Origin of the sequence: Ignatzschineria sp. RMDPL8A (assembly GCF_029815055.1) — a bacterium.
Classification (GTDB): Bacteria; Pseudomonadota; Gammaproteobacteria; order Cardiobacteriales; family Wohlfahrtiimonadaceae; genus CALZBJ01.
Genome location: NZ_JAPPWA010000002.1, coordinates 934,942 through 949,404, shown reverse-complemented (window position 1 = coordinate 949,404; position 14,463 = coordinate 934,942). Strand labels below are relative to the sequence as shown.

General features: G+C 45.1%; 13 protein-coding genes. 1 reads left to right on the top strand and 12 read right to left on the bottom strand.

Annotated features, from left to right (window positions below; genetic code table 11):
• Positions 1-229: 229 nt before the first annotated feature.
• From OXI21_RS05830 to OXI21_RS05815, 4 genes are read right to left on the bottom strand one after another with little or no spacing between them, the layout of a single operon-like run.
• Entirely contained in the window at positions 230-826 is a 597-nt protein-coding gene (locus OXI21_RS05830) for a DUF2058 family protein (RefSeq protein WP_279618621.1), read from the bottom strand.
• Between the two features lie 20 nt (positions 827-846).
• Complete coding sequence (gene serA / locus OXI21_RS05825) at positions 847-2,082, bottom strand: phosphoglycerate dehydrogenase (RefSeq protein ID WP_279618620.1); 1,236 nt, start codon at positions 2,080-2,082, stop codon at positions 847-849.
• A 14-nt stretch (positions 2,083-2,096) separates the two neighbouring features.
• Entirely contained in the window at positions 2,097-3,500 is a 1,404-nt protein-coding gene (thrC, locus tag OXI21_RS05820) for a threonine synthase (protein ID WP_279618619.1), read from the bottom strand.
• Positions 3,501-3,519: 19 nt separating this feature from the next.
• Positions 3,520-4,275 carry a hypothetical protein gene (locus tag OXI21_RS05815; RefSeq protein ID WP_279618618.1) on the bottom strand — a complete coding sequence of 252 codons (756 nt, stop codon included), beginning with the start codon at positions 4,273-4,275 and terminating at the stop codon, positions 3,520-3,522.
• A gap of 282 nt (positions 4,276-4,557) precedes the next feature.
• Here OXI21_RS05815 and rarD point away from each other — a divergent pair, with 282 nt between their 5' ends.
• On the top strand, positions 4,558-5,466 hold the full coding sequence (gene rarD / locus OXI21_RS05810; protein ID WP_279618617.1) for an EamA family transporter RarD: 909 nt from the start codon (positions 4,558-4,560) through the stop codon (positions 5,464-5,466).
• 101 nt (positions 5,467-5,567) lie between these two features.
• Here rarD and murJ read toward each other — a convergent pair whose 3' ends face one another.
• The 8 genes from murJ to thrS all read right to left on the bottom strand — a co-directional run bounded on the left by murJ (position 5,568) and on the right by thrS (position 14,401).
• Entirely contained in the window at positions 5,568-7,112 is a 1,545-nt protein-coding gene (murJ, locus tag OXI21_RS05805) for a murein biosynthesis integral membrane protein MurJ (RefSeq protein ID WP_279618616.1), read from the bottom strand.
• A 279-nt stretch (positions 7,113-7,391) separates the two neighbouring features.
• Positions 7,392-7,691, bottom strand: coding sequence for an integration host factor subunit alpha (locus OXI21_RS05800; protein ID WP_279618615.1), 300 nt, complete (start codon positions 7,689-7,691; stop codon positions 7,392-7,394).
• A gap of 37 nt (positions 7,692-7,728) precedes the next feature.
• A complete protein-coding gene (gene pheT / locus OXI21_RS05795; RefSeq protein WP_279618614.1) occupies positions 7,729-10,107 on the bottom strand; it encodes a phenylalanine--tRNA ligase subunit beta in 2,379 nt (792 codons plus the stop codon).
• Positions 10,108-10,159: 52 nt separating this feature from the next.
• Positions 10,160-11,173 carry a phenylalanine--tRNA ligase subunit alpha gene (gene pheS, locus OXI21_RS05790; protein WP_279618613.1) on the bottom strand — a complete coding sequence of 338 codons (1,014 nt, stop codon included), beginning with the start codon at positions 11,171-11,173 and terminating at the stop codon, positions 10,160-10,162.
• A gap of 109 nt (positions 11,174-11,282) precedes the next feature.
• Positions 11,283-11,639, bottom strand: coding sequence for a 50S ribosomal protein L20 (rplT, locus tag OXI21_RS05785; RefSeq protein ID WP_279618612.1), 357 nt, complete (start codon positions 11,637-11,639; stop codon positions 11,283-11,285).
• 18 nt (positions 11,640-11,657) lie between these two features.
• The gene (gene rpmI, locus OXI21_RS05780) at positions 11,658-11,855 is read right to left on the bottom strand and encodes a 50S ribosomal protein L35 (RefSeq protein WP_279618611.1); all 198 of its coding nucleotides are present in this window, start codon (positions 11,853-11,855) and stop codon (positions 11,658-11,660) included.
• A 43-nt stretch (positions 11,856-11,898) separates the two neighbouring features.
• Positions 11,899-12,414 carry a translation initiation factor IF-3 gene (infC, locus tag OXI21_RS05775; protein ID WP_279619407.1) on the bottom strand — a complete coding sequence of 172 codons (516 nt, stop codon included), beginning with the start codon at positions 12,412-12,414 and terminating at the stop codon, positions 11,899-11,901.
• 61 nt (positions 12,415-12,475) lie between these two features.
• A complete protein-coding gene (thrS, locus tag OXI21_RS05770) occupies positions 12,476-14,401 on the bottom strand; it encodes a threonine--tRNA ligase (RefSeq protein ID WP_279618610.1) in 1,926 nt (641 codons plus the stop codon).
• Positions 14,402-14,463: the final 62 nt, after the last annotated feature.

The window sequence follows — 14,463 nt, the reverse complement described above, 5'->3', positions numbered from 1 at the left end:
CCAAAAAAGCCTTCGAGACACGTTAAAAAGTTTCGAAGGCTTTTTTTATGTTCCTTCCATTTCCCCTACCTCTGACCCCAGCCTCTCTCTTTTCTACCTCGTTCTGAGCCGTCTCAGAGCTTTTTACGCGCACAAAAAAAGGAGAGCTACTCACTCTCCTTTATAAACAATTTAACGCGTCACAGCGCTTAGATTCGCGGTGAAGGCTTTTATAGACTCTAAGTAGAGACTATTCGTCTTTTAAACTAGCCTCATAGGCATCCCACGCCGCCCATTCATCGTCTACTTCGCTCACTTCCGTTGGATCCGCTAGAAAATAGACCCAGCGTCCCTTTTCGATCGCTTCAATCTCAAGGAGACGCTCCGCCACTTTTTTCGGCACGATGGGAAAATCATATCCATCCCGATCATTACGGCAGATCGCAAGCTTTCCTTCCGCGAGCATTTTGCTCTGCTCAGGCGTGACAGTGACAAAACGCACCTTTTTCCCATCAGAGCTAAAGTTAAAGCGCTCAGAGCTCTCAGAACGCTTATCCTTCGCATTATCGACGCGTTCAGTATCGATTAGGCGTCTTGCTTCAATTCGAGCCGCTTTACGCGCCTCATCTTCCCGAATCTCACGATTTTTCTCACGATCCATCGCGCGCTTCGCTTCATCAAATGCTTTTAGCTCTTCCTGACGTCTCTTCTTCTCGGTCTCAAGCTCTGCCCGCACCGACTTATCTCGATGGGATTGGTGCTTGCGACGCTTCTTATCCGAAACGATCTTTTTTGCCTTATCTTTTGAAATAAGACCCGCTTTGAGTAATTGATCCTGAAGTGACACCTTATCAATCCTTTATGTTACTAGTATAAAATTCGGCACTTAAGTGTACCATCGATCTCTTTCATCGCTTCATAGAGCTTGAGCGCCGCATCTTCACAGCCTGATACATCAAGTACGACATACCCCATCTCAGCGGAAGTTTGGAGGTATTGCGCATTGATATTTAAATCAAGTTTTGAAACATGCTGATTCACCTCATGCAAAATGCCTGGGCGGTTTTTATGCACGTGTAAAATACGATTGCTGCCTGGCTGTTTTGGAAGCGATACTTCGGGGAAGTTCACCGCTGAAAGCGTTGATCCATTATCTGAATAGAGCACGAGTTTCGAGGCCACTTCAATCCCGATATTTTTCTGCGCTTCAACCGTTGATCCCCCAATGTGCGGGGTTAAAATTACGTTTTGTAATTTACGTAGCGGTGAGATAAATTCATCGTTATTGGATTTTGGCTCAACGGGGAATACGTCGATCGCCGCCCCTGAGATATGCCCTTTTTCGATAAATTCCGCAAGCGCATCAAGGTCAACGACCGTTCCACGCGATGCGTTAATTAAGACCGAGCTCTGCTTCATAAACGCAAGGCGTTCACGGCTCATTAAGTTTTTCGTGGTCGCATCTTCAGGAACGTGAAGCGTCACAATATCCGACTCTTCAAGAAGGCGATTTAATGAGCTCGCAGGTTGAGCATTTCCGAGCGCTAATTTCGATTCGATATCGTAATAGATTACATGCATACCGAAGCTTTCCGCTAAGATCCCCACCTGCGTACCGATGTGACCGTACCCGATGATACCCAAGGTTTTACCGCGCACCTCGAAGGAGTCTTTCGCTGATTTCATCCAGCCGCCTTCATGACACATGTAGTTTTTGTAAGGAATACCACGTTTGAGCATGATCATCTCAGCGATCACAAGTTCAGCCACCGAGCGAGTGTTGGAGTACGGCGCGTTAAATACCGGAATCGCACGGCGCTCCGCTTCCACTAAATTCACTTGGTTGGTTCCAATACAGAAACAGCCCACCGCCATCAATTTCTCAGCGTGTGCAAGCACCTCTTCCGTTAACTGAGTACGCGAGCGAATCCCTAGAATGTGCGCGTCTTTGATCGCTTCGAGAAGCTCTGCGCCTTCAAGCGCTTTCGGGTGATATTCGATGTTCGAGTAGCCCTCTTTTTCAAAATATTTTACCGCTTCTTGATGCACACCTTCTAATAATACAACCTTAATTTCGCTCTTAGGGAATGATGTTTTTTTCATTGTAACTCTAATCCTTACTTCGTTAACTCAGTCGTCATATATGCTTTTAGATCTTCAATGCTGTTATCGAGCACTTTGAAGCGTTGAGGTAGCGACTCAATTGCCTCAACTAATGAAAGATCAAAGGGCGCGTTGGGAATCGCCGTTTTAATCGTTTCATAAAACTTTATTGGTTTAGCTGTCTCAAGACAGACTTGGGTCGTGCCATCTAAATATTGCGCGCCCACATAGACCCCATCGGCCGTATGCGGATCAATGAGCTCACCTGAATCTTTATAGATACGGCGAATCGTCTCTAAACGGTTCTCATGATCGCTCTCACCCGACTCAATATTCCAAGCAGTGCGATCTGCCCAAAGCGCATCTTCGGTCAAATCAAAATAGCCTTGCTCGTCAATGGCGTCCCAAAGCGCTTTCGTTTTTTCGGCACCCGCAATCAGATAGATAAAGCGCTCAAAGTTACTTGCTTTCGCGATATCCATCGAGGGACTTGAGGTGAGATGCACCTCTTTTGAAGCGCGCGGTTTATAGATCCCCGTTTTGAAAAACTCATCGAGGACATTATTTTCATTGGTGGCTAGAATCAATTTACGGATCGGAAGCCCCATATGACGCGCCATAATTCCCGCAAAAATATTGCCAAAGTTCCCCGATGGAATGACAAAATCAACCGGCTCACCGATCGACTCAGCATTCATGAAATAGCCACGGAAATAGTAGATAATTTGCGCCAAAATACGGGCAAAGTTAATGGAGTTGACCGCGCCGAGTTTATTGTCGGCTTTAAAGGTCGCATCGTTATTGAGCGCTTTAACTAAATCTTGGCAATCATCAAACACGCCTTTGACTGCGATATTGAAGATATTCTCATCTTGAACGGAATACATCTGCGCCGTTTGGAAGGCACTCATTCGCTCAAAAGGACTTAACATAAAGACGTTAATGCGATTTTTACCTTTCATCGCATGGATCGCGCTTGAACCCGTATCGCCCGAGGTTGCTCCTAAAATATTGAGGGTTTTATTCTCGCGCTCTAAAACATAGGGGAAAAGCTCGCCCAAAAACTGCATCGCCATATCTTTAAAGGCAAAGGTTGGGCCGTTTGAGATCTCAAGAACGCGTACCTCGCCCCCAATTGATTTATTGGTGATGATGGAATCGGTCCCGAAATTTTCTTTATTGTAGGCACGATCCATCAATCCTTTTAGATCATCCGCGGGAATATCGGTGCAATAGAGCGATGCAATCTCAAATGCTAAATCAGCATAGCGCAATGAGCTCCATACCTGTAAGGTTTCGCCATCAATGCTTGGAATGGTTTCTGGCATCGACAAACCGCCGTCAACGCATAATCCCTCTAAAACAACATCACAAAAACTCTTCGGCTCGGCGCCACCACGGGTGCTGATATATTTCATGCTAATCACTTATCCTCTATTAATCCCTTGAATGATTCGTCTCATACGAATCTAAATCGATATAACCATGGGGAATCCACTCATCTCCCACAAGCACCGCCGTGACAAAGCCAAAACGATGTTTTACCGGGAGCCAGTAGACCGCTCTCTCATCCAACTTATTCTTATCAATATACGCTGTTAGCGCACTTTTTAAAAGCGTGTCATCCATCTCTTGATAGCTCACTTTTCGTGCAGAAATAGTCTCTTTAAACTCTTCAATCGGGGTGTAATATTCAGGAACATTACTCACATCAAGCCCCGATACTGTCAAATCAAAGAGCGTATCACTTGAGATCGATGCTAAATCCACCGCGCCATAGACAGGCCCTGTCAATGATAGGCGATCAAACGGCGCTTGATCCCCAAGCATTTCAGGCTCAATTTCATTGGCAACATAGACATCATAGCGATCTTGCGCAAACACGATAAATACCGGGCGCGACTCATAGAGTACCCATAGCCCATACCCCATAAAGGCGAGCTGAAAGGCTAAAATCGTCGTCGCATCGACAATGCGCTCTTTAAGGCTTTTATGAGATTTATAAACAATTCCCATACAAAGTGGGCCGACGATCAGGTCGATAATCACAATCTTAATAAAAAGATCATACCCGCCCAGTGCTTTTGACCAAATGCTCGGATACCAGAGCGTTAAAATCACCAGCGCAAAGAGTGAAACCAGCAGAATACTAAAGAGGAAATGAATTCCAAATGCTTTGAAATTGAACTTCATTTTAGCTAATCCTTTATCGCGTCATAAAGTGTCTAATTTTACACTAAACCCTCTAAAAAAATAAGCATCCGTTCAATATTGAACCGACTTTCTATAGAAAAGCTCTATATATTGCCCGTTTAAGGGAATCATAATTCAATCGGGCTCAAGCAAAATTATGGGTTTTGCTAGTGATTCTCAAAAAATCCTCGTACAATATGAGCCATTCTACCTGCGCCATTCGTGCGCATTGACGATCGTTCGATCCATTCAGACTACGACACCACACAAAAAAGGAACCGTATGAAAAAGCCTGCGACTGAATATCAAAAAGGGATATTACTCGTCATCGCCTGTTACACCATTTGGGGAAGCTTTCCGCTCTATTGGTATCCGCTACAGGGGATGGATGCCTATCAAATTATGGCGCAGCGCGTTCTCTGGTCGTTCCTATTTCTGCTTGGCGTTGTCACCTTTACCGGACAGATTAAAGTAGTGCTCCATGGGCTCACCAATCGGCGAATTTTCGTCACCTTTTTAGGCGCCTCCTTCTTTATCTTTTTTAACTGGCTCACCTACCTCTGGGCGATCAGCAATAATCACGTGCTCGATGCGAGCCTTGGGTACTATATGAATCCCCTTGTGAGTATTTTTCTCGGGCGAATTTTCTTAAAAGAGTATCTCAGTCGCCCGCAATATATCGCCATCGGCATTGCAACGCTTGGCGTGCTTTGGCTTGCGATTTTAGGCAAATCCATTCCAATTGTTGCGATTATTCTTGCCACATCCTTTGGGTTTTACGGACTGATTAAACGGGTCGCGTCACTGCCAACCATTCCCGGGCTCACGCTGGAAACGCTCTTTATGATGCCCTACTCGATCGTCTATCTTGCAATCGTCATCAACAAAGGCGAACTGCAACTCTTTAATCTCGATACCATTCCCCTACTGGTTCTGCTCTTTTCAGGGGCGGTGACCACCATTCCGCTTGTCCTATTTTCCGAAGGCGCGCGCCGAATCCCGCTCTCACTTGTGGGAATTTTTCAATATATCTCGCCCACCTTCCAACTGTTAATGGGAATTTTCCTCTTTAAAGAGACTTTTTCGACGAACCGCTTTGTTGGCTTTGCGCTGGTGTGGGTGGCGATTGCGGTATTTCTCTATGGCGAATGGCGTAAAAAACACCCAAAAGGCGGAAAAGCTACCCTATAAACAATCTACCGCTTATTAAAAAGCCCGCTCTTAAAAAAGATGCGGGCTTTTTATTGTGCTGATCGATCTTATCTCAATGACTCAATCGAGTAATGATTCAATTATATAAATCGATCCGGCTCTTTTAAGGTTTGCAGTTTAAGGCCACTTAGATGTATGAGCGCAAAGTACCCCGCAACCGCCACAACAACCACACCCATCATCACACCAAAGCGCATCATTAATCCTGCCTCAAACCAAAAAGCGCTGAACGATGCGACCCACATTAATCCCGCAATTAAAAGTAAATTCGCCGGTAAAATCGCTAAACTTCTAAAGCGCATCAGCCCACTGAAGTTGTGAATGCCTTGGGAGACAATCCCCATCATGAGTAATCCTGCATTGACCCACGCCGCAATGGCTGACGAAAGCGCAAGCCCCGCATGCTGAAGATGCTGTACCAAGATAAATTGCAAAATAATATTGGTGGCGATCGCAATGAGACTATATTTGACCGGCGTTTTCGTGTCTTGCCGTGAGAAAAATACCGGCGCTAACACTCGAATCAAAAAGAAGGCGGGAATACTGAGCGCGTAGGTCACCAAACTGCGAGAGGCCATCATCACATCATTAACGGTAAAAGCGCCACGCATAAAGAGAAGCGCAAGGAGGGGTTCGGCCAAAATCACAAGCGCAATTGTCGCGGGTAAACCGATCACAAGCGCAAGGGTTAAACCCCAATCAATCGTCTGCCCGAGGCTTTTATAATCCTCTTTCGCATTGAGCTGTGACAGGCGCGGAAGTACCACCGTACCAAGCGCAACGGCAAAAGTCCCAATGGCAAACTCAACCAAACGATCAGAATAATAGAGCCAGGTAATGCTCCCTGTTTCCAGACGAGAGGCGAGCTGAGTATTGATCAAAATATTGATCTGACTGCTCGAGGAACCAATAATCGCTGGGATCATCAAAAACATCACCGTGCGCACGCCTTTCGATTTAAATGCCACTCGCGGACGAGCAATAAGACCCTCCCGATAAACCGCATAAAATACCGTGAGTAACTGCACAATCCCCGCTAAAAAGACCGCATATCCGAGCACATAGATTGGCTCATCGGCAAGCGAGCTTAAAAACGCTCCGCCAATTAAACAGATATTGAGCAAAATGGGCACGCCTGCCGGCACCGCAAACTTATCGAGCGCATTGAGCGTACTTGAATACATCGCCGTCATACAGATAAAAAAGAGATATGGGAGCATCCATTTAAGCAGATTATTGGTGATCTCAAACACGTACGCATCGCTCATAAAGCCCGATGCAAAGAGCATCACCACAAGCGGAGAAGCAAGCACGCCCACCACCGCAATCAGCAATAAAACAATCCCGAGCGTCCCACTAATCTCCGCTAAAAAAAGCTTTAATTCCGCGCGCTCTTTTTTAATGCGATATTCACTAAAGACCGGCACAAAGGCTTGGTTAAACGCCCCCTCCCCAAAAAAACGGCGAAAGAGATTCGGGATCCGAAACGCGACACTAAAGGCATCCATATAGAGCGACGCGCCGAAAAAGCTCGCAAAGACAATGTCGCGCACAAGCCCCATAATGCGAGAGAGAAAGGTAAACGCGCTCACGGTAAAGAGTGAGCGAAAGAGAGATTTTTTCATACTGAATTGATATCTTTAGCGTGGATCTATCCTGACGCCAACCGAGCGACAATCAGGCATATAAAACAATAACGCCCTATTTTATCCTAAAGCGCCCCGCTTCGCCGAATCGATCACACAAAAGTCTGATATCGCCCGCCGATTTTTGCCAAAATCAATTTGGGAATCCTTTTTCAAGTGCCCATAAAAAAGCCTTGAACCCACGAGCGTCGCGGATCAAGGCTTCTGTTATACATTTTATCGGCTGATTGAATCAATCAAACCATTTTGAAAACTTACTTATTTACGCTCGCTGAGCTCTTCCATTTTCGCACGAAGTTTTTGACCCGCGCGGAAAGTGACTACACGACGTGCAGAAATTGGAATCTCTTCCCCAGTTTTTGGGTTACGACCAGGACGTTCAGCTTTATCACGTAATTCAAAGCTTCCGAAACCTGATAATTTTACAGGCTCACCCGAGGCGAGTGATTCACGAATTTCTTCGAAAAATGCTTCAACAAACTCTTTTGCGTCTTCGCGTTGAGCGTTAAAGTTGTGATATAAATTTTCAGTTAAATCGGCTTTTGTTACCGTTGTCATAATAAAATCCTTTTAATAGACAAATATTAAATTAAACCTATTGACGCAATTGAACGTCTAATTTTCCTAAATCATTCAAGATCGATTCAATTATAGTATCGATTTCTGAATCTTTGAGATTTTCTTTAAGATTTTGAAATACTAGGCTATATGCCACATTTCTCGTCTCATTGACTTCCCCTTTTTCAGCCCCTTGGTAATGGTCAAACAAGTTGACCGAACGAAGAAGTGGCTGACCGCTCTGCATCATTGAATCCACAAGATTTGCGTGCGACACGTTATTGGGAACCACTAACGCTAAGTCACGACGTGAACTTGGGAATTTCGACAACTCACTAAAGGTTGGTGTTGCAGACACTTTAAGTGCGTTAAAGTTTAGCTCAAAAACAAAAACATCGGTATTTAAATCGAGTGCTTTTGAGACTGTTGGATGAAGTTTACCCAAATATCCTACAACGGTTCCTGCATTTGTCAAGATTTGTGCAGATTGACCGGGGTGTAAGATGCTGTTTTCAGAGGCTTCAAAACGAAAATCCTGAACCCCTGTACGATTTAACAGCGCTTCAACATCGCCTTTAAGATCGAAGAAATCCAGTTTACGCGCAGGCTCGCCCCACTGTTTCTCAAAGGCTTCCCCACAGATCGCGCCAGCTAAATGAAGCTCTTGCTCCACATTTTCAAGCGTGCCGTTATAGGTTAAGCCCGATTCAAAGAAACGTAGACGGGTATGTTGACGTTTTAAGTTATGCTCCATCGCTCCTAAAACCCCCGGAAGAAGCGTAGTACGCATCACCGATAGATCACTTGAGATCGGGTTTTTAAGTGCAATCGGCGTACTGCCCGGCGCTAAAATTTCTTGCCATTTCGGGCTTACGAAACTCATCGCAATCACTTCATGATAATCGCGCGCCACTAAAATATTTTTAAAATCTTTTAACGGCACTTCATTTTCAGGCACACGGCGCATCGAGATTTTCGATTGCATATCAAAACAGACCGGCACATCGTTATAACCGCTTAAACGCGCGATCTCTTCAATGAGGTCTTCTTCAATTTCGATATCAAAGCGATAGCTTGGTGCCGTAAAAATAAGATAGTCATCGGCCACCTCAGACAGATCGCCAATTCGCTCTAAATAAGTAACAATCTCTTCTTTTGAGAACGCTTTACCAATGATTTTTTCAACGCGCGCAAAACGCACCTTGATCGGATTGCGTTTAGGCAGCGCATCGATCGCTTCAAAACGGCTAATTTTACCCGCTTTACCGCCGGCAAATTCCACTAAAAGCGCAGTGGCACGTTCAAGGGCTTTTTCCGCTAAGGCAAAATCAACGCCACGCTCAAAACGGTGCGATGCATCGGTATGAAGACCGTAGTTACGCGCACGTCCTGCGATGGTCACGGGATTAAACCACGCTGATTCTAAGAATACATCCGTTGTCTCATCACCGCATTCGCTGTTTTTACCGCCCATAATTCCGGCAATCGCCACAACTTTTTTCTCATCGGCAATCACTAAGGTATCGTCTTTAAGTTCGGCTTTATCATCATTGATCAGCGTTAAGGTTTCCCCAGCTTTCGCACGACGAACAGTGATATCCCCTTCAAGCTTATTAACATCAAAGGCGTGAAGCGGTTGACCAAGCTCTAAAAGAACGTAGTTCGTTACATCGACTAAAATTCCGTGCGGACGAATGCCACAACGACGTAGACGCTCACTCATCCAAAGCGGCGTTTCTGCATTTGGATTAAGATCGCGGACGATTCGACCAATGTAGCGCGGGCAATCATTGTCATTCTCAACAGTGATATTTTTCACCTCATCAAATGATACCTCTACCGGCGTAATCTCTTTTTGAATGATGGACTGTGCTGAGATCGCTGCAACATCGCGCGCGATCCCTAAAATGCTGAGGCAATCACCGCGGTTGGGCGTTAAATCCACATCCACAATACGATCGTCTAAATCATACAATTCTCTAAAGCAAGTGCCGACTTTTACCGCAGGATCAAGCGCCATTAAACCTGAACCATCTTCGTCAACGCCTAGCTCTTTTGATGAGCAGAGCATCCCATTTGATGGAACGCCACGAAGTTTTGCCGCTTTAATTTTAAAGCCGCCCGGAAGCACGGCTCCCACAACTGCCGTTGGTACTTTCATTCCAACCGCTACGTTTGGCGCACCGCACACAATTTGAAGAAGCTCATCTTCGCCCACATCGACCGTCGTCACACGGAGACGGTCTGCGTCAGGATGCGGCTCAACGGTTTTAACTTCACCCACCACCACTTGAGTAAATTCGGGCGCAGCCAGCTCTTCCGCTTCGACTTCTAACCCCGCCATTGTGAGGCGATCGGCTAATTGATCTGGAAGGGTGGCAACCCACTCTTTTAACCAAGAAACTGATATTTTCATATTTTTGCCTATATATTTTTGTCGTTAAAGGAGATTAATCGAAAAGGATCATCTATCTAAATTGCGTTAAGAAGCGCATGTCGTTCTCATAGTAGAGACGCAGGTCATTGACGCCATAACGGAGCATTGCTAAACGCTCAATCCCCATACCAAATGCAAAGCCTTGGTACGCTTCAGGATCGATATTTACTGCTTTAAAGACATTGGGATGAACCATACCGCAGCCTAAAACTTCTAACCAACCGGTATTTTTACAGACGCGACAACCATCGCCGTTACAGATCACACATTCAATATCCACTTCCGCTGAGGGTTCTGTGAATGGGAAGAATGAGGGTCTGAAGCGAAGTTTAAGATCTTTCTCAAAGAAAGCCTGCATAAACTCCGTTAAAATTCCTTTTAAACTCGCAAACGTCACATCTTTATTGACCACTAAGCCTTCCACTTGATGGAACATCGGGCTGTGGGTTACGTCGGAGTCACAGCGATAGACGCGACCATATCCGATCATTTGAATCGGCGGTTTTTGCTCTTCCATCACGTGAATTTGAGTGTTTGAGGTGTGCGTTCTAAGAAGCATGTGATCATCAAAATAGAACGTATCGAACATCGCACGCGCAGGGTGATGCTCGGGAATATTGAGCGCCTCAAAGTTATAAAAATCGCTCTCAATTTCAGGCCCTTGAACAATATCAAATCCTAAGGATCCAAAAAATTCATGAATACGCATCATGGTGCGGGTGATCGGGTGAAGCGATCCGATCTCACTGCGGCGACCGGGTTGCGTGATATCAACCGTCTCCGCTTTCAGTTTTTCGTTTAATTCAGCGGTTTCTAACGCTTGCTTTTTCGCTTCTAATGCATCGATAAGCGCTGTACGAACGCGATTGATCTCGGCCCCGCGTGTTTTACGCTCTGATGGATCGAGTTTTCCGAGTTCAGCCATAAGTCCGCTAATTTTACCTTTACGACCAAAATTAGCGACGCGAATCTCCTCGATGGTTTTAAGCGAGTCAGCGGCGTTAATCTCACCGAGTGTGCTCTCTAATATATTATCTAAATTCATTCATCAACTACCTATCAAAAGTAACCACAAATCAACCACAAATAAAAAAGGAAAAGAAGCATAGTGCACCTTTTCCTTTCTAATAATACGGCTATAAAACCTAAAAGGTTTAAGCTAGTGCTGCTTTAGCTTGGTTTGCTAAAACCTCAAAGCCCGCCTTATCATGAACAGCCATGTCCGCAAGAACTTTACGGTCAATTTCGATGTTCGCTTTCTTAAGACCGTTGATGAAACGGCTGTATGAAAGACCACATTCGCGTGCTGCCGCATTAATACGTACGATCCAAAGTGAACGGAAGTTACGTTTGTTTTGACGGCGGTCACGATATGCGTATTGACCTGCTTTGATTACTGCTTGATGTGCTGCACGGATTGTACGTGAGCGTGCACCATAGTAACCTTTTGCTTTCTTTAAAATCTTTTTGTGACGTGCTTTGGTAATAGTACCACGTTTAACTCTTGCCATTTCTTACTTCTCCTCAACTTATGCGTACGGCATTAATCTGCTAATTGACTTTTTGTCCGCAGCGGAAACCAATTTATCTGCACGTAAATGTCTTTTACGTTTAGTTGATTTCTTTGTGAGGATATGACTTCTGTGTGAAGAATGGCGCTTAAAGTTACCGCCGCCATTTTTGGCAAAGCGCTTTTTCGCACTACTATTCGTTTTTAATTTTGGCATAATAATCCACTCGCATTCAAAATTACATTAATAAAAATTTGGGTTATTTAGTTGGCGCTAGAACCATCACCATTTGACGTCCTTCAAGACGCGGGCGCTGTTCAACGACACCATACTCTTTAAGATCTTCTTCTACGCGTAGAAGAAGTTCCATACCCAACTCTTGGTGAGCCATTTCACGCCCTCTAAAACGAAGCGTTACTTTTGCTTTATCACCATCTTTTAGGAAACGTATCAGGTTGCGTAGTTTTACCTGATAATCCCCTTCATCCGTCGCAGGACGGAATTTTACTTCTTTGATCTGTGTTTGACGCTGGCGTTTACGTGCTTCAGCGGCCTTTTTCTGCTGCTCGAACTTGAATTTACCATAGTTCATAATGCGGCATACGGGCGGTCTCGCGTTGGGCGACACCTCCACTAAATCAAGCCCATCATTATAAGCCATGTCGAGCGCATCTGCAAGACTTACGATGCCTTTTTGTTCGCCCGCTTCATCAATTAAGCGTACTTCACGTGATGAGATTGCTTCATTGATTCGGTGTTCGTTTTGATTACTGATAACTCATTTCTCCTATTGGTTAATGTTAATCATCAAAGTTACGTTAAATTTATAATAATCTCTAATTATACTGATTCTTGTTTAAATATTCTACAAATTCATTAATCTGCATGGTACTTAAATCTTGACCTTCACGTGTACGAACCGCCACTAAGCCGAGCTCATCCTCGCGCGCACCCACCACAACGATGTATGGAATGCGGCCTACGGTTGCTTCACGAATCTTATAACCGATCTTTTCATTACGGGTATCAAGCTTAACGCGGAAGCCTCGATTTCGAAGTGTTTCTGCCACTTGCGTTGCATACTCATCTTGATGATTGGTGATGGTGGTCACAATCACTTGTTCAGGCGCGAGCCAGAGCGGGAATGATCCTGCGTGATGCTCAATCAAGATCCCGATGAAACGCTCAAAAGAACCTAAAATTGCGCGGTGAAGCATAACCGGTGTTTTACGGGTATTGTCTTCATCCACAAAACTTGCGCCAAGGCGCTCAGGAAGTACGAAGTCTAACTGAATCGTACCCACTTGCCATGAACGGCCGATCGCATCTTTGATGTGATATTCCACTTTAGGACCATAAAACGCCCCTTCGCCTGGAAGCTCTTCCCAAGCGATGCCTGCAGCGTTTAATGCACTGCGTAGACCTGATTCTGCGTGGTTCCAGATCTCATCGGATCCTGCACGCTGCTCTGGGCGAAGCGATAATTTAATGCTGATATCAGTAAAGCCGAAATGTTTGTAAACGCTCATTGCAAACGCATGGAAACGGCGGACTTCATCAACGATCTGATCATCACGACAGAAGATATGCGCATCATCTTGAACGAATCCGCGTACGCGCATTAATCCGTGAAGTGCTCCTGATGGCTCGTTACGATGGCACGATCCAAACTCCGCTAAACGTAGCGGTAAGTCACGATAGGAGTGAAGACCATGATTAAATACTTCAATGTGACATGGGCAGTTCATCGGTTTTACCGCGTAATCACGATTTTCAGACGCGGTGGTGAACATATTCTCTTTATAGTTTGCCCAGTGCCCTGAACGCTCCCAAAGTGAACGGTCCGCAATCATGGGTGTGCGAATTTCAAGGTAACCCTCTTCTTTTTGACGCTCACGCATATATTGCTCAACCACTTGCCAAATGGTCCAACCTTTCGGATGCCAGAACACCATACCTGGTGCTTCTTCTTGTAAATGGAAGAGATTTTGCGCACGACCAATACGGCGATGGTCACGTTTTACCGCTTCTTCAACGCGTTTTAGATGCTCTTTTAATTCTTTATCACTATTAAATGCTACCGCGTAGATACGGGTTAACATTTTATTGTTTGAATCCCCGCGCCAATACGCTCCGGCAACGTTCGTTAACGCAAAGGCGATGTTCGCTTTTTTCACATTGGGAAGATGCGGACCAAAGCAGAGGTCCATAAAGATATCCTCGCCATTATTGCCTTGACGATAGAGCGAGATTTCCGTTTGATCTTCTGGCGCACGCTCAATGATATCGGCTTTGTAGATTTCGCCTTTATTGAGGAAATAATCGATCGCGGCTTGTCGCTCCCACATTTCGCGGGTGACATCTAAACCTTCTTTAATGATCTCACGCATGCGCTTTTCAATCGCAGGAAGATCTTCAGGAACGATCGGCTCTTCAAAATCCACGTCATAATAAAACCCGTGCTCAATCGTTGGTCCGATCGCAAGTTTTGCCGTCGGATAGAGATCTTTGACTGCCCGCGCTAAAATTTGAGCGGCTAACGTATGACGAATAATATCAAGACCCGCTTCGTCTCGTCCCGTCAGTACACGGAAATCCACATCGGTCGTAATGGTGTGTGATAAATCCTTATCCACGCCGTCCACTACAATCCCGACCGCTGCTTTCGCAAGGCCTGGCCCAATATCATTCACAATATCAAAACCAGTGACATCACCGTCGTATTTACGCTCACTACCATCTGGTAATTTAACTATAGGCATTCAATTACTCCAATCATCAAATTTGCTTATTTCTTATTTAAATGCAGCCAAACCTTAATTAT